18 protein-coding genes are annotated in these 19,829 nt (G+C 72.2%); 8 read left to right on the top strand and 10 right to left on the bottom strand.

Annotation, left to right across the window (positions count from 1 at the left end):
• From BFF76_RS02540 to BFF76_RS34375, 5 genes are all read left to right on the top strand, one after another.
• The coding region (locus tag BFF76_RS02540; RefSeq protein ID WP_065847019.1) for an ABC transporter substrate-binding protein at positions 1-1,080 on the top strand (1,080 nt) is incomplete at its 5' end.
• Between the two features lie 128 nt (positions 1,081-1,208).
• On the top strand, positions 1,209-2,039 hold the full coding sequence (locus BFF76_RS02535; protein WP_031094578.1) for a rhamnogalacturonan acetylesterase: 831 nt from the start codon (positions 1,209-1,211) through the stop codon (positions 2,037-2,039).
• A gap of 59 nt (positions 2,040-2,098) precedes the next feature.
• Positions 2,099-3,427, top strand: a complete 1,329-nt coding sequence (locus tag BFF76_RS02530) for a pectate lyase family protein (protein WP_031094580.1) — start codon at positions 2,099-2,101, stop codon at positions 3,425-3,427.
• A gap of 94 nt (positions 3,428-3,521) precedes the next feature.
• On the top strand, positions 3,522-4,625 hold the full coding sequence (locus tag BFF76_RS02525) for a pectinesterase family protein (protein ID WP_053929733.1): 1,104 nt from the start codon (positions 3,522-3,524) through the stop codon (positions 4,623-4,625).
• Positions 4,622-4,744, top strand: coding sequence for a hypothetical protein (locus BFF76_RS34375; protein WP_267888239.1), 123 nt, complete (start codon positions 4,622-4,624; stop codon positions 4,742-4,744). Before BFF76_RS02525 ends, BFF76_RS34375 begins: the two co-directional genes overlap by 4 nt.
• Before the next feature lie 124 nt (positions 4,745-4,868).
• Here BFF76_RS34375 and BFF76_RS02520 read toward each other — a convergent pair whose 3' ends face one another.
• From BFF76_RS02520 to BFF76_RS02480, 10 genes are all read right to left on the bottom strand, one after another.
• Positions 4,869-5,456 carry a snapalysin family zinc-dependent metalloprotease gene (locus tag BFF76_RS02520; RefSeq protein ID WP_053929734.1) on the bottom strand — a complete coding sequence of 196 codons (588 nt, stop codon included), beginning with the start codon at positions 5,454-5,456 and terminating at the stop codon, positions 4,869-4,871.
• A 492-nt stretch (positions 5,457-5,948) separates the two neighbouring features.
• A complete protein-coding gene (locus tag BFF76_RS02515) occupies positions 5,949-6,782 on the bottom strand; it encodes a pectate lyase (RefSeq protein ID WP_031094587.1) in 834 nt (277 codons plus the stop codon).
• Positions 6,783-6,936: 154 nt separating this feature from the next.
• Complete coding sequence (locus BFF76_RS02510) at positions 6,937-7,632, bottom strand: hypothetical protein (protein WP_053929735.1); 696 nt, start codon at positions 7,630-7,632, stop codon at positions 6,937-6,939.
• On the bottom strand, positions 7,632-8,204 hold the full coding sequence (locus BFF76_RS02505) for a SigE family RNA polymerase sigma factor (protein ID WP_031094590.1): 573 nt from the start codon (positions 8,202-8,204) through the stop codon (positions 7,632-7,634). The genes BFF76_RS02510 and BFF76_RS02505 overlap by 1 nt, the downstream gene beginning before the upstream one ends.
• A 181-nt stretch (positions 8,205-8,385) precedes the next feature.
• Positions 8,386-8,508, bottom strand: coding sequence for a PIN domain-containing protein (locus tag BFF76_RS34370; protein ID WP_141695561.1), 123 nt, complete (start codon positions 8,506-8,508; stop codon positions 8,386-8,388).
• A gap of 82 nt (positions 8,509-8,590) precedes the next feature.
• A complete protein-coding gene (locus BFF76_RS02500; RefSeq protein WP_065847017.1) occupies positions 8,591-10,042 on the bottom strand; it encodes a peptidoglycan D,D-transpeptidase FtsI family protein in 1,452 nt (483 codons plus the stop codon).
• Between the two features lie 73 nt (positions 10,043-10,115).
• Positions 10,116-10,778 carry a response regulator transcription factor gene (locus tag BFF76_RS02495; RefSeq protein ID WP_053929737.1) on the bottom strand — a complete coding sequence of 221 codons (663 nt, stop codon included), beginning with the start codon at positions 10,776-10,778 and terminating at the stop codon, positions 10,116-10,118.
• The gene (locus tag BFF76_RS02490; RefSeq protein WP_065847015.1) at positions 10,775-12,031 is read right to left on the bottom strand and encodes a sensor histidine kinase; all 1,257 of its coding nucleotides are present in this window, start codon (positions 12,029-12,031) and stop codon (positions 10,775-10,777) included. The genes BFF76_RS02495 and BFF76_RS02490 overlap by 4 nt, the downstream gene beginning before the upstream one ends.
• Positions 12,028-13,047: a hypothetical protein gene (locus tag BFF76_RS32065; RefSeq protein ID WP_244167203.1), complete on the bottom strand. Its 1,020-nt coding sequence runs from the start codon at positions 13,045-13,047 to the stop codon at positions 12,028-12,030. The genes BFF76_RS02490 and BFF76_RS32065 overlap by 4 nt, the downstream gene beginning before the upstream one ends.
• 110 nt (positions 13,048-13,157) lie before the next feature.
• On the bottom strand, positions 13,158-13,928 hold the full coding sequence (locus tag BFF76_RS02480) for an IclR family transcriptional regulator (RefSeq protein WP_031094604.1): 771 nt from the start codon (positions 13,926-13,928) through the stop codon (positions 13,158-13,160).
• A 155-nt stretch (positions 13,929-14,083) separates the two neighbouring features.
• Here BFF76_RS02480 and BFF76_RS02475 point away from each other — a divergent pair, with 155 nt between their 5' ends.
• The 3 genes from BFF76_RS02475 (at position 14,084) to BFF76_RS02465 (ending at position 19,264) form a co-directional block, all read left to right on the top strand.
• Positions 14,084-15,604, top strand: a complete 1,521-nt coding sequence (locus BFF76_RS02475) for an aldehyde dehydrogenase (NADP(+)) (RefSeq protein WP_078958865.1) — start codon at positions 14,084-14,086, stop codon at positions 15,602-15,604.
• Complete coding sequence (locus tag BFF76_RS02470; RefSeq protein WP_065847013.1) at positions 15,601-16,215, top strand: DUF1349 domain-containing protein; 615 nt, start codon at positions 15,601-15,603, stop codon at positions 16,213-16,215. The genes BFF76_RS02475 and BFF76_RS02470 overlap by 4 nt, the downstream gene beginning before the upstream one ends.
• Positions 16,216-16,564: 349 nt before the next feature.
• Positions 16,565-19,264 carry a helix-turn-helix transcriptional regulator gene (locus BFF76_RS02465; RefSeq protein ID WP_065847011.1) on the top strand — a complete coding sequence of 900 codons (2,700 nt, stop codon included), beginning with the start codon at positions 16,565-16,567 and terminating at the stop codon, positions 19,262-19,264.
• The last annotated feature ends 565 nt before the right edge of the window (positions 19,265-19,829 follow it).

The following is a 19,829-nucleotide window of genomic DNA, read 5'->3' as shown; positions in this document are numbered from 1 at the left end:
CAGTCCAAGTACGACACGGCCATCGCCGGCGGCGGGCTGCCCGACGTGGGCGGCGTCGGCACCGCGTACCTGGCCAACATGGTGTCCCAGGAAGCCCTGGAGCCGATCAGCGACCGGCTGGACGAGTCGCCGCTGAAGGGCAAGCTCGTCGACAACATGGTCGAGAGCGTCAGAGCCGCGGCCGGCCGCGGCGACGACATGTACACCGTGCCCACCTCCGCGAACAACGGTGCGCTCTGGTACCGCACCGACCTGTTCGAGCAGGCCGGTCTGGACGCGCCGACCACCTGGCCGAAGTTCTACGAGGCCGCCGACAAGCTGACCGACGCGAAGAACAACAAGTTCGGCTACACCATCCGCGGCGGCGCGGGCTCCATCGCGCAGGCCCTGGACGCGATCTACGGCCAGACCGGGATCACGGAGTTCTGGGACGGCGGGAAGACGACCCTGAACGACCCGAGGAACGTCGCGGCCCTGGAGAAGTACGCCGCCCTCTTCAAGAAGACGACGCCGGCCGCCGACGTCAACAACGACTTCACCAAGATGGTCGCCCAGTGGGACACCGGCACCATCGGGATGCTCAGCCACAACCTGGGCTCCTACCAGGACCATCTGAAGGCGCTGGGCGAGGACAAGTTCGCCGGGATACCCGCCCCCATCGGGGAGGGCGGCACACGCGTCCAGGTCTCCAACCCCGTGGACGGCCTCGGCCTGTTCCGGTCCAGCAAGAACAAGAACGCGGCCTGGAAGTTCATCGAGTTCGCGGCCTCGCACGAGTCCAACAGCAAGTGGAACAAGTCCGCGGGTGCCATCCCGGCGAACACCGAAGCGGCCAAGGACCCGTGGATCAACGAGACCGAGCCGACCGCGCTCGCAGCGAAAGCCCTCACCGACGGCTCCACCAAGATCGTCGACCTGCCGTACTACCTGCCCGACTGGAACAACATCAGCAAGGCCGACAACGAGCCGGAGTTCCAGAAGCTGCTCCTCGGCAAGGTCACGGCCAAGGACTTCCTGGACAAGATCGCCGAAGAGCTCAACGCCTCCCAGAAGGAATGGAAGGAACTGGGCAACGGCTGACCCCGGCCGTCCCACTCCGGTCCCACCCCCATTGACCGGGGGGCCGGCGGCGGTCCGGGTCGCACCCCGCCGCCGGTCCCCCTTCTGCGCACCACCCCACGTTGTCCTCCGAGAGAGGCAGTCATCCCGTGTCACTCACCCGCAGACGGACGGCAGCCGCGCTCCTCGCGCTGCCCCTCGCCCTCAGCGCCACCCCCGCACTCGCGCAAGGCGGCGGTGGCGGGGGCAGGCCCCGGCCCCGGACACTCCACATCGCGGGCGACTCCACCGCGGCCCAGAAATACGCCGGAGCCGCGCCCGAGACCGGCTGGGGCATGGCACTGCCCTTCTTCCTCGGCCGTACGCTCGACGTCGCCAACCACGCCATGAACGGCCGGAGTTCGAAGAGCTTCATCGACGAGGGCCGCCTCGCCGTCCTCCTCGACGGCGTCCGCCCGGGCGATGTCGTCCTCATCCAGTTCGGGCACAACGACGAGAAGACCGAGGACCCCGCGCGGGGCACCGACCCGTACACCACCTACCAGGAATACCTGCGCCAGTACGTCAAGGGCGCCCGCGACCGGCGCGCGGAACCCGTGCTGATCACCCCGGTCGAGCGCCGGCGCTTCGACGGTGCCGGCACCGCGAAGCCCACCCACGGCGAATACCCCGCCGCGATGCGCGCACTGGCGGCCGAGGAGAGCGTGACCCTCCTCGACGTCCAGGCGCTCTCCCTCGCCCGCTGGCAGGAACTCGGCCCGGACGGGACCGAGGCGTACTTCAACTGGCTGGAGCCCGGCGAGTCGCCGAACTACCCCGACGGCAAGCAGGACAACACCCACTTCCGGCCGGACGGAGCCGTCGACGTGGCCAGGACGACCGCCCGCGCCCTGCTGCACGAACGCGTGCTCGCCCCGCGCGACCTGCGCCGCCTCGACGAGCCGGTGCCCGGGTCGTGGATCACCTGGCCGCAGGCCTGATCCGAGCCCGACCCGTTCTTCTCCTCCCTCTTCCCGCGTACGACAGTTAGGGATCCGCCATGCCCGCACGCATGAGACATGTCCGCGCCATCGCCGTCGTGATGGGCTGCGCCTCGCTGGCCCTCGCCGTGACCCTCCCCGCCCAGGCCGCCTCCCACCACGGCAGGGGCCCCGAGCGCGCCGTACTGCCGGCGGGCGACGGCTGGGCCGCCGCCGAGGGTTCCACCACCGGCGGCGCCGGAGCCACGCCCGACCACGTCTACACCGTGTCCAACCGGGCCGAGCTCATCGCCGCCTTCGAGGACGCGGGCGACGCGCCGAAGATCGTCAGGATCGACGGCACCGTCCACGGCAACTCCGACGCCGCCGGCACCCCGATCGGCTGCGAGGCGTACCAGCAGGACGGCTACACCCTGGAGAAGTACCTCGCCGCCTACGACCCGGCCGTCTGGGGCACGGACGAGGTCCCGGCAGGCCCGCTGGAGGACGCCCGCGCAGCGTCCGCGAAACTGCAGGCGGCCGCGGTCAACGTGAACGTCCCGTCCAACACCACGCTCGTCGGCGTCGGCAAGGACGCCACGGTCATCGGCGCCGGCCTCCAGGTGAAGAACGTCTCCAACGTCATCGTCCGCAACATCTCGTTCGAGGACACCTACGACTGCTTCCCCCAGTGGGACCCCACCGACGGTGACAACGGCGCCTGGAACTCCGAGTACGACAACCTCGTCGTGTACGGCTCCAGCCACGTCTGGGTCGACCACAACACCTTCGGCGACGGCGACCGCCCCGACGCCGACCAGCCCCACTACTTCGGGCAGGTGTACCAGCAGCACGACGGACTCTTCGACATCGTGCGCGGCGCCGACCTCGTCACCGTGTCGTGGAACGTCCTCGAGGACCACGACAAGACCATGCTCATAGGCAACAGCGACGGCGCCGGGGCGAGCGACCGGGGCAAGCTCCGTGTGACGCTGCACCACAACCTCTTCAAGGACGTGAAGGAGCGCGCTCCCCGCGTCCGCTTCGGCCAGGTCGACTCCTACAACAACCACTTCGTCGCCACCGAGGGCGCCGCCTACGGATACACGTACGGCATCGGCGCCGAGTCCAGGCTCGTCGCGGAGCACAACGCGTTCACCGTCCCCAAGGGCTTCGACAAGGCGACCATCCTCAAGAAGTGGTCCGAGTCCTCCCTCACGGCGGAGAACAACTACGTCAACGGACGGAAGACCGACCTGATCGCCGTGCACAACGCGGGCGTGCCCGCCGAGCAGCTCACCGAGGGCGCCGGCTGGACCCCGACGCTCCGCACCGAGGTCAGCCACCCGATCGTCGTCCCGCTGCTGGTGGGCCTCGGCGCGGGCGCCGGCAGGCCGTCGATCCGCTGACCCCACCCCGAGACCGGCCGGAGCGGCACCGCACCCTTCCACCACCCCGGAAGGCGCCGCTCCGGCCCGCCCCGTTTCCGTAAGGAGTACCACCATGCCCAGCAGACGCAGTGCGCTGACCCTGCTCGCGGGTGCGGGCGCAGCCCTCGCCCTCGGCACACCCGCCGCCCACGCCCGGCCCGCCGACCCGCGCCCCTTCGGCCGCTACGGCTCGCCGTCCCGGCGGCTCGACGCCCTGACGCTGTACGTCGACCCGCACGGCAGGGGCGACCACACCGACGTGCGGTCCGCCGTGGAGGCCGCGTCAGGCACCGGCCACACCCTGGTGCTCGCCCCCGCCACCTACCGGGGCACGGTCCTCGTCACGGCCGCCCGGGCCGGGCTCACACTGATCGGCGCGAGCGGCGACCCCCGGGACACCGTCATCGTCCACGACAACGCGGCCGGCACGCCCAAGCCCGACGGCTCCGGCACCTACGGCACCAGCGGATCGGCGACCGTCACCGTCCAGGCCGCCGGCTTCACCGCCCGCGACGTGACCTTCGCCAACGACTGGCTGCGCTCCGACAATCCGGAGTACACCGGCACCCAGGCCGTCGCGATCAAGGTGCAGGGCGACCGCTCGGCGTTCTACGGCTGCCGCTTCCTCGGCCACCAGGACACCCTGTACGCCGACTCCCCCGCCCTCACCGCCTTCGCCCGCCAGTACTACCGCGACTGCTACGTGGAAGGGGACGTCGACTTCGTCTTCGGCCGCGCCACCGCCGTCTACGACCGCTGCCACTTCCGCACCCTGGACCGCACCGACCTGGCCTCGGCCCCGTACGGTTTCGTCTTCGCGCCCAGCACCGCCGGAGCCAACCCTCGCGGCTACCTGGTCCTGCGCTCCCGGATCACCAGCACCGCCCCCGACGCCCACTACAAGCTGGCGCGCCCCTGGGTGCCCTCCTCGGACCTCACCGCACACCCGATGCTGACCGTCCGCGACAGCCACCTCGGCGCGGGCATCGACGCGGTCGCGCCGTACGGCACGATGTCCGCGGGCTTCCCCTGGCAGGACCAGCGCTTCGCCGAACACCGCAACACCGGCCCGGGCGCGCGCGTCACCATCCCCGCCAACCGTCCGCAGCTGACCGCGTCCGAGGCCCGTGCGCACACGCCGGCGGCCTGGCTGGGCGACTGGCATCCCCACGCGTGACCCTGGGCCTCACCCCGGGAGTGCTCCCCGCCTTCCACGAGCGGCTCAGGGACGAACCCACCTTCCCGCTCTCCTGGGAGAGGTCCACGGCCCGCGACTTCGCGACAGGCATGACATGAGGGCGCGGACACACCAGTGTCCGCGCCCTCGGCGCCGCCGGCCCCCACCTCGGCCAGGGCGACGGCATCCGGGCGTGAGGCTCCGGACCGCTGCTCGCGGACTCGGTCCACGGCGCGTCCAGGTCTACGGCGCGTCCACCAAGGTGCGGCCGTCGGCCGGAGTGAGCCGGGCCAGGCCGTTGGCGTAGGCGGACTCGACGCGTGCTCGTTCAGCCGTGTTCGGGACCGCGTTCCTGCAACTGGTGCCCGCGCTCGACCCGGACATCAGCTGCGAGCACGGGCCGGGCTTGGTGTCGGGCAGGCCCAGACTGTGTCCGATCTCGTGGGCGGCGATGCGGGTCTTGTCATGGCCCTGGGACACCGCCTGGCTGCCGAGTTCGACGCGCACCTGGCCCCCCGGCCGCACCGGTCCGAGTGTCGCCTGCGGCCAGCCGCTGGTGGCGACGATCTGGATCTCGGCCCGGGTGCCGGGCGCGGCCTCGACCAGCCTGACATTGCTGACGTTCTGGTTCCACGAGGCGACTCCGGCGGTGACCGCCGCTTCCCAGCCGCCTGCCCGGCTGTCGTCGTAGCGGAGTGTCACGACCGCTGCCGCGTTCTTCGCCGGGGTCGCGGCCGGATTCGGTGCGGGCGCGGCGTTCGCCGCTGCCGCTGCGGCCAGGGTGGCCGCGGCGGCGGTGCCGACTGCCTTCAGCCATAAGGAGTGTGGCATTGCTGTCCCTTCACTCGTGGGGGACTCGGCTCGGCTCGGAACCGAGAGCGGGGGAGGAGGACCGCTTCGGCGGGGTGGCCGGTCGCGGTCCTCACGGGGCCTCAGTTCTATGCCCCACACCCCCTGTTCGCCATGCCCCTGTCATCAAAGAAGGCCGGAAACGAGCGGGGAGGGGGAGCTGGGCGGCCGCGACCGCCGGTGTGGCACTCCTGATGCAAGTAAGCCAAACCAAACAGGTAATGGTGTCTCTTGTTCAGCGTGATCTGGCGAGGAACCCCAAGGCATCGGCTCCCGCGAGTGCGAGCGACAGGTCACCCTGGTCCCCTCGGAGGCATCGGCACAGCAGGCGACTGCCATGACCAGTACCGGCCCATGGGGCCGCTCGATCGGTCCTGTCCCGATGGGCGGAGCCGTGTCGAGGGGCGCGCCTCGACCTCCCCAGGTTTCGGCGCGCCCTCTCACTCCTGCCCTGCCTGATCCGAGCGGAAGACCTCAGCCGTAGCTGAGGTCCGACGCGGTGTAGCGGCAGTACGTGCCGTCCGGGCCGCTGCCCGTCTCCTTCGGTTCGGCACCGGTGTTGTTGCCGGTGTAGCGGATGCACGGCTTGATCTTCTTGCTGCTGTCACCGTGGATCCGCACCGAACGCAGCGCGGCGGTGTCCCCGTAGTTGGTGTTGATGCCGACCAGGGACTTGCCCGGCGCCGTGATGTCGACGTCGTTCACTATGATGTCGCGCTTGTACTGCTTGGAGCAGTTGCCGCAGGACCGGACGAGCTTGCCGAAGTCCGCGACCTGGAACTTCGTGATGACCAGCTTGCCCGCGCCGTTGAACTGGAAGACCTTGTCGGAGGCCTTCCTGGCGCCGCCGCCGTACACCGTGTAGACGGAGCCGGTCGACGTGCCCTTGAAGGACGCGGCGTCCTCGCCGACGTCCTCCCACCAGACGTTCTGGATCGTGCAACTGCCGGAGCAGTGGACGCCGTCGGCGGCGGGCGAGCCCAGGATGACGTTCTTGAGCGTCGCCCCGTCGGCCAGCTTGAAGATCGGGTCCTGGCCCTCGTCCTGGCCGTCCCCGCCGAGATCACCGCTCCCGTAGAAGCGCTTCAGCGATCCGTCGTACGTGCCCGAGACCGCGATGGTCTTCGAGACGGCCTGGGTGCCGGTGGCACTGGGCCAGGCGGGTACCGCCGCAGCCGCCGCGCCCGCCGGCTGCAGCATCACGTTGGTGGCCAGAGCGGCGCCGGTGAGACCCAGGGCGGCTGTGAGGGCGGCCGCCATACGGCGCCTGCCGGGCCTGCGCCTGTGCGTGTGCGCTCGTTCGCTCATGTTCGTCGGTCCGTTTCCTAGGGGGTGGGGGAGTGTGTCGCGCTCTAGGGTCGCCACCGGCCCGGAAAGGGTTGCCGTGTTCCTGATCTTTTTCTCCGCGGCCCGATCCGCGCCGCCGCCCGCCGCACGAAACGCCCCCGTGCGCGCGGTGCGCTCAGCGCGTCTCCCTGAAGCCGCCGCCCACCGAGGTCTGTTCGCCCGCTGCCCGGGCACGTGCCGTGTAGTCGTCCCGCCCTGTGTCCCGCTCTCCCTCGGCGTGGTTGTACTGCCCCGCGAAGGTGTGCGTACCGGCCGGCACGCTCCGTCCCTGTTTCAGGCTCCAGCGGTAGACGAGGAAGCCGTCCTCCTCGCGTGCCGACACCGCGAAGTCCCGCTCGGGCAGGGAACGCCAGGAGCCGGTGGTGTTCACCCCGCCGGTCAGCGCGATCCGGAGCTCGACGGTGAGCGCGGACAGCGGCCGGGTGGTCCTGACCGTCACCTCGCTCTGCGCCCAGTAGCTGTTGCTGTTCGGATTCAGCGAACCGTCCGACCACAGCGGGGCCTTGTGGGCAGGCAGCGCACCGCCCCGTCCCGGGGACGGTGACGCCGGTCCGGCAGCCACCCGCTGCCCGCCCTCCGGCTCCTGGCCGCCCGCCGACGTGACCGCGAAGGCACCGGCCGTCAGCACCCCGCACACCGCCGCCGTCGCGCCGGCGATCCGCAGCCACGGCATCATCGGGCGAGGGGCGCGCACGGGACGGGCCGGCGGCTCCTGTGCCATGCCGCGCTCGATCCGGGCCAGCATCCGCGCACGGTCGGGGCGGTGCGAAGCGGCAGCCGTGCGCAGCCGCTCCCGCAGGTCCTCGTTCATCACTGCCTCTCCGTGGTGCGCTGCCCGGCGGCCGCCACCTGTACCTGGGCCGCCGGCGTCTCGGGACCCAGCAGCCGCTGGAGTTCCGCCACACCGCGCGAGGTCTGGCTCTTCACCGTACCCACCGAGACCCCGAGGACCAGAGCGGTGTCACGTTCGGACAGGTCGAAGGCGTGCCGCAGCACCACGCACGCGCGCTTGCGGAACGGCAGCCGGCGCAGGGCACCCTGGACGTCGACCACGGCCGAGACGTCGGGTCCGTCCGCCGCATAGCCGTCCCCGGCCCCGCGGGGCGCCCAGAACAGCGCGATCCTCCGGCGCTCACGCACCGCGCTGCGGATGCGCGTACGGGCGAGGTTGGCGACGACGCCCCTCGCGTACGCCGCCGGGTGGTCGGCCCCCCTGACACGGTCCCAGCGGTGCCAGAGCGCCATGAGCGCGTCGGCGGCCAGGTCGTCCGCCGCATCGGCCTCGCCCGTCAGCAGATGGGCGAGCCGGGCGAGTTCGGCGTAGTGCGCCTCGAAGAACGCACGGAACTCGGCGGCAGCAGCATCATCCACGACTGTGCCCACGGGAACCTCTTCTCTGCACGGGAGCCCTGCGCGCTCGAACGGGTTGTGTACGTTCCCAACTTCGTTCGCGGGGCGAGAGCGTACCAACGCGCACCCCGGAAGCGCTTCGACGTGGTGCGCCTCCCAGTAAGGCGTAACGCGCCGAGAACGTGAACCCCTGGTGCCGAAAGAACCGTTCCGTTCACGCGGTCCCCGGCTTCGCGAGCCACCGGGTGCGCAGCGCCGTACGGGCGGCGATCACCTCGAAGCCGGCGTCGTGATGCAGGAGCGTGAGGTCTGCCGATTCGGCGACCGCGGCCATCACGAGCCCGATCGAAGAGGTGGTGCAGCCGTTCCTGCCCGGCCGGCCGGCCGGCCGGTTCGCACCGCTTCCCGCTTCCCGCTCCTCAGCGCCCCAGGGCCGCCTTCATCATCTTCTGCGCGATCGGCGCGGCCAGGCCGTTGCCGCTGACCTCTGAGCGGGCCGCCCCGGAGTCCTCGACGACCACCGCGACCGCGACCTGCTTGCCGGTGGAGTCGTCCTTCGCGTACGAGGTGAACCAGGCGTACGGGGTGTTGCTGTTGTCCACGCCGTTCTGCGCGGTGCCCGTCTTGCCGCCCACCTCGGCGCCGTCGATCCGCGCGTTGCTGCCCGTCCCCTCGTCCACGACGGTGACCATCGCGCTGCGCAGCTGCTCGGCCGTCGACTCCTTCACGACCCGCTCGGTGTCGTTGTCCGGGTACTCCTGGAGCGTCGAGCCGTCGGAGCCGGTCACCTTCGCGACCATGTGCGGTGAGGCCAGCTCACCGCCGTTGGCCAGGGCGGCCGAGACCATGGCCATCTGCATCGGCGTCGCGGTCACCTCGAACTGGCCGATGCCGGTCAGCGCGGTCTGCGCCTTGTCCATGCCGGTCGGGTACACGCTCTCGGACGCCCGCACCGGCACGTCCAGCTCCGGAGTGTCGAAGCCGAAGGCGTCCGCCATCGCCTTCACCTTGTCCTGGCCGAGATCGGCCGCCACCTTCGCGAAGACGTTGTTGCAGGAGTACTGCAGCGCGGTGCGCAGCGTGGCGTCCTCGCAGGGGGCGGAGGGGTTCTCGTTGGACAGGACCGTGCTCGTGTTCGGCAGGGTGTACGGATCGGGGCTGTCCGTGGGCTCGTCGACCGAGCCGTACAGGCCGTTCTCCAGTGCCGCCGCGGCCACCACCAGCTTGAACGTCGAGGCGGGCGGCAGTGCCTGCCGCAGTGCCCGGTTGACCAGCGGCTTCTTCTCGTCGTCGAGCAGCTTCTGCCAGGCGTCCCCGTCCGACGTCCCGCTGATGGCGGAGGGGTCGTACGAGGGCGAGGACACCATTCCCAGGATCCGCCCGGTCTCCGGGTCCATCGCGACCGCCGCGCCCTGGTCGTCCCCGAGCGCCTCGTAGGCCGCCTTCTGCACATCCGGGTCGATCGTCGTCAGCACGTCGCCGGGGGCGGCCCGCTCGCCGGTGAGCAGATCGGTGGGGTTCTTCAGGCGGTCGTCGGTGCCGTCGAGGACATCGCTGTAGATGCCTTCGAGCTGGGTGGCGCCGTAGGCCTGCGAGTTGTAACCGGTGACCGACGCGTACAGATCGCCCTGGGTGTAGGTGCGCTTGTAGCGGAGGTCGTCGCCGTTCGTCTCCTTCGAACCGGTGACCGGGGAGCCGGCCACGATGATGTCACCGAGCGGCTGCGCGTACTGCGCGATCGTGTTCCGCCGGTTGTGTTCGTCGTCTGCGAGCGCCTTGGCCTCGTACGCCTGCACCCAGGTCGCCCGCACCAGCAGGGCGAGAACCATCAGCAGACAGAGGACCGAGGCGCGCCTGATCGTCTTGTTCATCCCACTGGAGGACGAACAGGGGCGCCGGGGACGTTCCCGTCCGTGTTCCTTCTCACCGTGTTCTCAGGGCGGGTCAGCCGGGCGTGATGAACCCCGACTCGTACGCCGCGATCACCGCCTGCGTACGGTCGCGGGCGCCCGTCTTCGCCAGGACCGCCGCCACGTGGGTCTTCGCCGTGGCCGGTCCCACGGCCAGCCGCCCCGCGATCCCGGCGTTGCTCAGGCCCGCCGCCATCAGCCTGAGCACCTCCGCCTCCCGCCCGGTCAGCCGCGCCACCCAGGCCGGCGCCGCGGCGGGCCGCCGACTCCCGTAGCCGGCGGCCAGGCGGCGCACCGCAGCGGGGAACAGCAGCGAGTCGCTGCGGGCCACCAGCCGCACCGCCTGGACCAGGTCCTCGGCCGCGGCCCTCTTCAGGAGGAAGCCCGCCGCTCCGGCGCGCAGGGCGTCGTACACGTAGGAGTCGTGCTCGAAGGTGGTGACGACGACGATCCGCGGCGGATCGTCCAGCGCGCCGAGGATCAGTTCGGTGGCGCGGATCCCGTCGGTCCCGGGCATGCGTACGTCCATCAGCACCACGTCGGGCCGCAGCTCGCGCACCACGGACAACGCCTCGGCGCCCGTGGCCGCCTCGCCGACGACCTCCAGGCCGTCCTCCGCGTCCAGGATCACCCGCAGTGCCGTGCGGACCATGCGTTCGTCGTCGGCGAGGACGATGCGGACCGTGCCGTCGCTCATCGGTGCTCCTGTCCGGGGCGGTGCAGGGGGAGGCGGGCGGTGAGCCGCCATACGCCGTCGGGGCGCGGTCCCGATTGTGCGCTGCCGCCCAGCAGCGCGGCCCGCTCGGCGATGCCGCGCAGTCCGCGCCCGCCTCCGGGGCGGACCGCCGCCTTACGGGCGGGCAGCGGACTGTCCATCGTGAGCCCCAGTCCGCGCTCGTCCACCGTGATCCGGAGATCCGCCCGGGCGCCGCTGCCGCCGTGCCGCAGCGCGTTGCTCAGCCCCTCCTGGACGATCCGGTACGCCTCCCTGGACACGGCCCGCGGCACCAGCTCCGGTTCCCCCTCCGCCGCGTACGACACGGGGATCCCGCAGTGTGCCAGCAGCCCGTCCAGCGCGTCGAGGGCGGGGCCGGGCGCTTCGTCCCCGTACGCGTGGTCCTCGTCCTGCCGCAACATGCCCAGTACGGCGTCGAGTTCACCGACCGTGCGGCGGGTCGTCCCCTCGATGGCCGTCAACGCCTCCCGTACGAAGGCGGGGTCGCTGTCCAGCACCCTGCGGGCCGCACCCGCCTGGAGCGTGACCGCGCTCAGCGCATGGCCCACCGAGTCGTGCAACTCCCGGGCGAGCCGGTTGCGTACGGCCAGACCGGCCGCACGGCGCTCCGCGACGGCCAGCCGGTCCTCCGGCGTGGGCCCCAGCAGGGACGGTGCCCGGCCGGCCAGCACCGCTCCGGCCGCGGCCGCGCAGGCGGCGAGCGCCGCCAGCATCGCGAGACCGGCGAACGGTGCCACGGCGAGGATCCAGGGCCGGTCCAGCGCGTCGGGCGGAGCCAGCGTCCGCGACTCCCGCACCGTCCTGGAGAACGGCAGCATCATCAGGCCCACCGCGAACGGGGGCAGCGCGAGCGTCAGCCCGCTGATGACACCGCCGAGCGCCACATGCAGGGTGAACCAGCCCGCGGTCCTGACCCGTGCCTGCCGGGTCTTCGGCCGGCCGTCGGCGAGCACCCCTGCCGGGATCCCGCACAGGGCGCGGGCCGCCGACGCCGACAGCGGTCGCACGAGCGGGAAGAGGCCGGTGACCGCGGCCATCGGCAGCGCGAACGCGAACGCGGTGAGCTGGTCGGCGGGCGCGGAGAAGACATCGGCTCCGGGGTGGAACGAGCCGACGATCACCGTGCCGACCAGGAAGTACGGCATCAGCAGCGCGCCGCCGATGATCAGGTGCAGCCAGCGCAGCCGGGCCCTGCGGCCGAGGAGCAGGGTCACGCGCGTGGCCCTGCCGTCCCCGCAGCGGCCGCGCGCTCCGCGAAGAAGTACGCGCCCAGGGTGACGACGAGCATCCCGACCAGCATCTGCACAGCGTAGGTCAGGCCCATCGCGGTCGTGGGCCGGTCCGCCGCCTCCGCGACGCCGGCCAGCGAGGCGACGCTCATCCATCCGCCCGAGCAGGCCACCGCCCCCGATCCGCCCCAGGCCAGGACGAGCGGCACCTTGAGGGAGAGGCCGCCGGAGCGGCGGAAGGCGAGCAGCAGCACCCCCGCGACCGCGGCGGCGACGAAGAGGGCGTCGAGCGCCTGGAGCGCGTGGAAGTCGTCGGTACGTTCCGTCGTCCCGGTCCCGTTGAGGCCCGCGGCCGAACCCGCGGCCCAGAGCAGGTGCATCGTGGCGGGCACGACGGCGAGCAGTGAGGCGGCGACGGCGGCCGCACGGAGGGCGGGGCCGGTGGGGCTCGCGGGCAGGTCGCGCAGGGCGCCCTGCCAGAGGTGTCCCCAGCGGTCCCGCGCGTACAGGGCGAACAACGCGCCCAGGGCCAGGCCCTGGACGACGAAACCGGGGTAGACGAGGGCGAAGACCCAGTCGTCGAGGAAGGACCGCGAATCGGCGGAGGCCGGACTCCTGCCGGTGACGGCGGCGACCAGCAACTGCACCGGGAGGCCGGCCATGATCGGCAGCAGCAGCCCGCTCGCCACCCACATCGGCAGGGCGAGCGTCCAGGCCCGGACGCGCCGGCCCCATGCCTGGGTGAGCAGCAGGGCCAGGACGATCACGGCACCGTCCATCAGGACCGTCCCGCCGTTGACCACCGCCATCGTGGTGCGGTGGTCGAGCAGCGGGCTGCCGTCCGGGATGCCGACCTGACTGCCCGCGGTCCAGGCGACCTTGAGCGACAGATAGGGCAGGCAGGAGACGATCGCGAGGACGCGGAGCAGGACACGGGCCCGGCCGTTGCGGACGGCCGGCGGGGTGCCGGTGGTGCGGGGTGCGAGCGGTGTCTGTGTCATGCCGCCCACGCTTCCGCGTGGAGTCCGCCCGCACCTCATGCGCTACGACGATCCGCCTCCGCCGCACGGCGGAGAGCCCTCTCAACCTCCCGGACCACCCCGCCGGGCCCTCAGAGCCTGCGGGTCGCGAGGGTGAGCCGGTCGCGGGCGTCGAACAGGGCGTCCTTGACCATCTGCTCGTGAGCCGGCGTGAGCCGGGCGACCGGCACCGAGCAGCTGATCGCGTCGCGCGCCGGAGTGCGGTACGGGATCGCGACGCCGAAGCAGCGCAGCCCCAGGGTGTTCTCCTCGCGGTCCACGGCGTACCCCTGCTCGCGGATGGCGTGCAGTTCCTCGATCAGCCTCTCGCGGTCGGTGAGGGTGTGCTCCGTCAGCGCCGGCAGCGTCTCGGGCAGCATCTTGCGGACCTGCTCGTCGCTGTGGGTCGCCAGCAGCGCCTTGCCGAGCGAGGTGGAGTGCGCGGGCAGCCGGCGGCCGACCCGGGTGAAGGGGCGCAGATAGTGCTGGGACTGCCGGGTCGCGAGGTAGACCACGTTCGTCCCGTCCAGCCTGGCCATGTGGATGGTCTCCGTGGTGTCGTCGGAGAGCCGGTCCAGGGTGGGCCGGGCGGCGGCGACGACCTCGTCGCCGTCGATGTACGAGGTGCCGACCAGCAGAGCGCGCACACCGATGCCGTAGCGCGTGCCCGTGGCGTCGGTCTCCACCCAGCCGAGCTCCACCAGCGTGCGCAGCAGCATGTAGAGGCTGGACTTGGGGTAGCCGACGGCCTCCTGCACGGCGGCCAGCGAGTGCATACCGGGCCGCCCCGCGAAGTATTCGAGGAGTTCCACCGTCCGTACAGCGGACTTGACCTGCGCCCCACCGGACTCGCCAACCGACATCCCTGATGCCCCTTCCAGCCTTCTTGTCCGACCTTGCGACTTCTTGCCAACACCGAGCGCCCGGAAATAGAGTTCCCGTGTATTCACGATCAGGAACTCTGTTCAGAATACCGAACAACATCTCCTGTGTGGCAGTGGACCGGAAAGGAAACACGGTGGCAGCAGCACCAGTCTGGAGCGTCGACCCCCGAACCGGGAACCCGCGTGAGCAGGTTGCGGTGGAGGCTACAGCGGAGGAGGTCGACCGCGCGGTCCGGGCGGCGCACGCCGCTCGCGGGGCGCTGGCCGACCGCACCGTACGTGCCGCGTTCCTCCGTACCGCGGCCGACCTGCTCGCCGGGGCGCAGGAGCACGTCATCGAGGCGGCCGACGCGGAGACCGCGCTCGGCCCGGCCCGGCTGACCGGTGAACTCGCCCGCACGGCAGCCCAGTTGCGGGCCTTCGCGGAGGTCGTCGACGAGGGTGCCTACCTCGACATCCACATCGACCACGAGGACGGCAGCCGGACCCCGCCCTGGCCCGACCTGCGCCGCTACAAGATCCCGCTCGGTGTCGTCGCCGTCTACGCGGCCAGCAACTTCCCGCTCGCCTTCTCCGTCCCCGGCGGCGACACCGCGAGCGCGCTGGCCGCGGGCTGCCCGGTCGTCGTCAAGGCGCACCCCGACCACCCCGCGACCTCGGAGATCTGTGCCTCGCTCCTGCGCAGGGCGGCGGCGCGGCACGGCCTGCCCGAGGACGTCCTGACCGTGGTCCACGGCTTCGAGGCGGGTGTCGAGCTGGTGAAGCACCCGCTGGTCTCCGCCGCCGGTTTCACCGGCTCGATCCGCGGCGGCCGCGCCCTGTTCGACGCCGCGGCCGCCCGGCCGACGCCGATCCCCTTCCACGGCGAGCTCGGTTCGCTCAACCCCGTCGTCGTCACCGAGGCGGCTGCCGCCGAGCGCGGCGAGCAGATCGGTGCCGGGCTCGGCGGCTCGATGACCATGGGCGCCGGGCAGTTCTGCACCAAGCCCGGCTTCGTGTTCGCCCCGTCAGGCGAGGCGGGCGACCAGCTGCTGAAGGCGCTCACCGAGACGGTGAGCGGTACGGGCGCCGGGGTCATGCTCGACCACCGGATGCGCGACGCCTTCGTCCACGGCGTGGCCGAACGGGCCGCGCTCCCGGACGTGGAGGCCCCGGTCACCCCGGGCGCCGGAGGCGAGCACACGGTCTCCGCCGGCTTCCTCACCGTGCCGGCGCGGCGGCTGGTCCAGGAGGGACCGCACGACGCGCTCCTGGAGGAGTGCTTCGGCCCGGTCACCGTGGTCGCACGCTACGACTCACCGGACGAGATCACCGCCGTGCTGTCCCGCCTGCCGGGGAACCTCACCGCCACCCTCCAGATCGCCACGGAGGAGGCCGACGGCAGCGCCGCCGGACTGCTGGCCGAGCTCACCCCCGTCGCCGGACGCGTCCTGGTCAACGGCTGGCCGACCGGTGTCGCCGTCGCCCCCGCCCAGCACCACGGCGGCCCCTACCCGGCCACCACCTCCACCTCCACCTCGGTCGGCGCCACCGCGATCGAGCGCTGGCTGCGCCCCGTCAGCTACCAGTCGACGCCCGAGGCCCTGCTGCCGCCGGAGCTCCGCGAGGACAACCCGCAGAACCTTCCGCGCCGGGTCGACGGGCGCCGCTCATGACGGCGGTACGGCTGCCCGAGCTCCCCTTCGCCCTGGAGCCCTTCGGGCCCGACGGCGACTGGGCGTACGGCGACGGTGTGCTGACCGGCTCGGCGGGTGCGAAGCAGGACCGCTTCGTCCCGCCGGGCGGCGACGCCCTGGAGCCGGCCACCGACGCGCCGCGGCTGCTTGGCGCGGCGCCGGAGGGTGACTTCCAGCTGATCGCCCGCGTGAAGGTCGGCTTCGCCGCCGCCTTCGACGCGGGGGTGCTCTACCTCCACGTCGGGGAGCGGGAGTGGGCGAAGCTCTGCCTGGAGCTCTCCCCGGAACTCCCGACGGTCTGCACCGTGGTCACCCGGGGCCAGTCCGACGACGTGAACTCCGCCGTCGTGGAGGGCGACAGCTGCTGGCTGCGGCTCAGCCGCACCGGCGGAGCCTTCGCCTTCCACGCTTCGGCGGACGGCGAACGGTGGACCTTCGTCAGGCTGTTCACCCTCGGCACGGAGCAGGAGCGGGCTGCCGCCCGCATCGGCTTCCTCGTCCAGTCACCGACCGGCGACGGCTGCACCGCCTCGTTCGACCGGATCGCCTTTCGCCCCACCGCCCCGGGCGACCTGCGCGACGGCAGCTGACGGACCGCGCGTACGAGCACGAAGGGCCCGGATCCGAGAGGATTCCGGGTCCTTCGTCCGTGGTGCCCCGGCCCGGCCGTGTGTGCCCGGTGTCCACCTGTCCGTCACCTGCTGTCCGTCACCTGGCAAGGGCCGCGAGAAGAGTGCCCGAGCTTCCCGGTCCCGATCTTCGTAGCCTTCGTCGCGACCTCCGAACCGTGCTTCCGTTCCTGTGGCGTCGACCCGGCCGCGCACCTCTTGGCCGGCGCGCTCCGTGGCCGGGGCCGGATCCTGTCGCCGGCCTGTGACCTTGCCCTGAGAGGCTCCTCCTGAACCAGGGATTTCTGTGGAAGGTCGGAGGAAGGGCGGCATGGTGACGGCACCCGAACACTTCTGGAGTCCGCGACTGCGGCGGACACTCGCAGGCGACTGCCCGGCTCCGGTGCTCCTCCTCGTCGAGGGTCTCGCCGGTACCGGCAAGACCGGCGTGGTCCAGGACGTCGTCGTGCTGGCGGAGGCCGCCGGGGCCGGCTGTCTGCGACTGGTGTGCGGCGAGCCGGCCGCACCCCTGGAGCTGCCCGGGGAAGGGCCGGTCCTGATCGCGGTGGAGGACGTCCACCGGGCCGACGCCGGGGAACTCGGCATGATCCGCCGGCTCCTGGAACGTCCGCGGCCCGGCATGGCGTTCGTCCTCACCTACCGACCCGAGGAACTCGCGGACTCCGGGCTGCCGCTGGGCACCCCGCCGCCGCGCTACCCCCCGGCGATGACCGTTCTGCGGCACCGGATCCGGCCGTGGAACACCGAGGAGGTCCGACGGGTCACGGCCGAGGCGCTCGGTGAGCGATGCGCCGACGAGACGGTGGCACGACTACACGAACGCTCCGGTGGCGTGGCCCAGGTGGTGGCCGATCTGCTGACGGTGCTGCGGGACAGCACCGGGCAGCGGTGCACGGCGGCCGACGTCGACGCCGCGGGAGTGCCCGTCCGGCTGGCCGACCTGAGTCTGGGCAGGACTGCCGGCCTGCAGCCGGAGCACCGGCCGATCGTGTGGGCCGCTGCCGTCCTGGGTGAGCCGGCGAGCCGCGACGACCTGGTCGCCGTCTCCGGACTCGGCCGTGCCGTCGGCAGGGAGGCGCTGCTCGCCGCACTGGCCGGCGCGGCACTCGCCGAGTCGGCGGAGGGCTACGGCATACCCGTGCCGCTCGCGGGCACGGCCGTGTACGAATCGGTGCCCGGGCCCGTACGACAGGAGCTGCACTCACGGGCGGCGGAGGTGCTCGGACACCGCCGGCCCGTCCCCTGGGCGGCACTGGCCAGGCACCGCAGAGCCGGCGGACGGATACGCGGCTGGCTGCGCGCCGTCGAACAGGCCGCGCGGGAAGCCGCGGACTCGGGGCGGCACCAGGAGGCGAGCAGCCTGCTCGAGGACACCCTCGCGTCCCCGGCCGTACCACCGGGGACGCGGGCCCGGCTCGCCCCGATACTGGCGCGCAGCGCCGTTGTCGGACTGCGCTCCGACCAGACCGTCAGGGTGCTGACCCAGATCGTCGACGACGCCGCTCTCCCCGCCGCCGTGCGGGGCGAGCTCCGGCTCGACCTGGGACTGCTGCTGTGCAACCAGGTGGGTATGACCGAAAGGGGCTGGCAGGAGCTGGAGCGGGCAGCCGCGGAGCTGCGGGAGGACCGGCCCGACCTCTCCGCCCGGGCCATGTCGGCCCTGGTCATGCCCCACTGGCCCAGGTACCCGGTCGACGTCCACCAGGGGTGGCTGCAGGAGGCGGCCGCAACGGCTGAGGAGAGCGGCGACGACGCGGCACGTTCCGCGGTCGCCGCGAACCGTGTCAGCCTCGCCATGAGCTGCGGGGACCCGCGGGCCTGGGAGCTCGCCGGCGCGCTGCCCACGGACACGACCGACCCCCGGTCCCGGCTGCACGCGGCCCGCGGACTGTGCAACGCCGCAGACGCCGCGGTGTGGCTCGGACACCCGGAACGGGCACAGCACCTGCTCACCGAGGGGATCGCACTGTCCAACAAGAGTGGCGCCCCGTACACCGAACACACGGCGCTCGGCACCCGGCTGCGGCTCGAATGGGTCACCGGGCGCTGGGCCGGTCTGGACAACCGGTGCGAGGACTTCGTGGCCTCCACCGCGGCCATGCCGGTGATCAGCGCTGATGCCCGCCTCGTACGCGGGCTGCTCGCGCTGGCCGGCGGGGAGTGGGACGCGGCGCATTCGTGGCTGGCCGGTGGCGATTCCGCGCCCCGCGACGAGACCGCGCCGCCGCTCGCCGCCGCCACCTCAGGTGGTCTGATCCGGCTGGCCCTGGCCCGCCAGGAACTGCCGGCCGCGGCCCAGGAGGCACGCGAAGCGTGGGCGAGAGCGCGGCAGAAGGGAATCTGGGCGTGGGCGGCCGACCTGGCGCCCTGGGCCGTCGAGGCACTCGCCCGCTCGGGTGCCCCGGAGGAGGCGCGGCACATGATCGCCGAGTTCACCGCGGGGCTGGAGAGCCGTGACGCCCCCCTGGCCGTAGGGGCGTTGCTCTGGAGCCGTGCCGCCCTCGCGGAGGCGGAGGGCCGGCTGTCGGACGCCGTCCCCCTGTACGGGGAGGCGGCCGCCGCCTACGCGTCGGTGCCGAGCCCGTACTTCCAGGCACTGACCTCGGAGGCCGCGGGCCGTTGCGCCCTGGCAGGTACCGGCGCGGACGACCTGGCCGGGGAGGCGCCGTGGGCCGTGGCGGACCTGATCGCCTGCACACGGCAGTTCACCGAGCTCGGGGCGGTGTGGGACGCCGCGCGAACCCGTGCCCTGCTCCGCTCGCACCAGCCGGCCAAGGAGGCGGCGCGCCAGCCGGGCCGTCCCTCGTACGGCGACCGTCTCTCGCCGCGTGAGCGTGAGGTCGCCGAACTGGCCGGAACCGGTCTGACCAACCGGGAGATTGCGATGACGCTCCACCTCTCGCCGCGGACGGTCGAGCAGCACGTCGCACGGGCCATGCGCAAACTGGGCACGACATCGAGAAGGCGACTGGCGCAACTCATCGGCACATCGGTGTCGCCGGCCCCGTGAGCAAGCCCGCAAACGGTGGTTAACCGGACTCATGGCCCGGTGAGCAGGGGTTATTGACGTATCCGTAGCAGGGCCCGTCCGGATAGGCGCATCCACAATTCCGGCCGTAGGTTTCCTGCCAACCGGCCGCCGGGGTGCACTCACTGCGAAGAAGTGTGAGCGCCTCCGGGTGCTGGTGACATGCGCGGCCGGAAGGAGCCGTGTGCGGATGCCTCCGTCCCACTCGGCCGGCGGTGCCGCACCGTGCCCCCGGCATCCGGACACGAGCACCCCACCCCTTGGTGCTCGCGCCGGGATCCCTTCGGCCGCTGTGTGCGTATGGCCGCCCCCTTTCAGCCCTCCCATGTCCTGTACGCGGCCACAGGAATGCCCGGCTTGTCATGAACGTGACCTTTTTGGTTCCGTCGTGCCGCCGGGTCAGACCCTCGAAAGGCACTGCCTTGAACGGTTCCAAGCGCATGCGCATATCGCTTCTGGCGGCAACCGCCACCGCACTCCTGTGCACCGGCACCGCCACCTCGGTCGCCGCCCCGACCGCCCCCGACGCCCCCGCGGGGGCCCCGGC

It is taken from the genome of Streptomyces mutomycini, assembly GCF_001700505.1.
Classification (GTDB): domain Bacteria; phylum Actinomycetota; class Actinomycetes; order Streptomycetales; family Streptomycetaceae; genus Streptomyces; species Streptomyces mutomycini.
This window is presented reverse-complemented; position numbering and strand designations above follow the sequence as displayed.

What these genes read in the sequence shown, in the direction of transcription:
- BFF76_RS02530 (WP_031094580.1), top strand. Translation starts at nt 2,099, where the DNA reads ATGCCCGCACGCATGAGACATGTCCGCGCCATCGCCGTCGTGATGGGC.
- BFF76_RS02525 (WP_053929733.1), top strand. Translation starts at nt 3,522, where the DNA reads ATGCCCAGCAGACGCAGTGCGCTGACCCTGCTCGCGGGTGCGGGCGCA.
- BFF76_RS02520 (WP_053929734.1), bottom strand. Translation starts at nt 5,456, where the DNA reads ATGCCACACTCCTTATGGCTGAAGGCAGTCGGCACCGCCGCCGCGGCC.
- BFF76_RS02515 (WP_031094587.1), bottom strand. Translation starts at nt 6,782, where the DNA reads ATGAGCGAACGAGCGCACACGCACAGGCGCAGGCCCGGCAGGCGCCGT.
- BFF76_RS02510 (WP_053929735.1), bottom strand. Translation starts at nt 7,632, where the DNA reads ATGAACGAGGACCTGCGGGAGCGGCTGCGCACGGCTGCCGCTTCGCAC.
- BFF76_RS02500 (WP_065847017.1), bottom strand. Translation starts at nt 10,042, where the DNA reads ATGAACAAGACGATCAGGCGCGCCTCGGTCCTCTGTCTGCTGATGGTT.
- BFF76_RS02495 (WP_053929737.1), bottom strand. Translation starts at nt 10,778, where the DNA reads ATGAGCGACGGCACGGTCCGCATCGTCCTCGCCGACGACGAACGCATG.
- BFF76_RS32065 (WP_244167203.1), bottom strand. Translation starts at nt 13,047, where the DNA reads ATGACACAGACACCGCTCGCACCCCGCACCACCGGCACCCCGCCGGCC.
- BFF76_RS02480 (WP_031094604.1), bottom strand. Translation starts at nt 13,928, where the DNA reads ATGTCGGTTGGCGAGTCCGGTGGGGCGCAGGTCAAGTCCGCTGTACGG.
- BFF76_RS02470 (WP_065847013.1), top strand. Translation starts at nt 15,601, where the DNA reads ATGACGGCGGTACGGCTGCCCGAGCTCCCCTTCGCCCTGGAGCCCTTC.
- BFF76_RS02465 (WP_065847011.1), top strand. Translation starts at nt 16,565, where the DNA reads ATGGTGACGGCACCCGAACACTTCTGGAGTCCGCGACTGCGGCGGACA.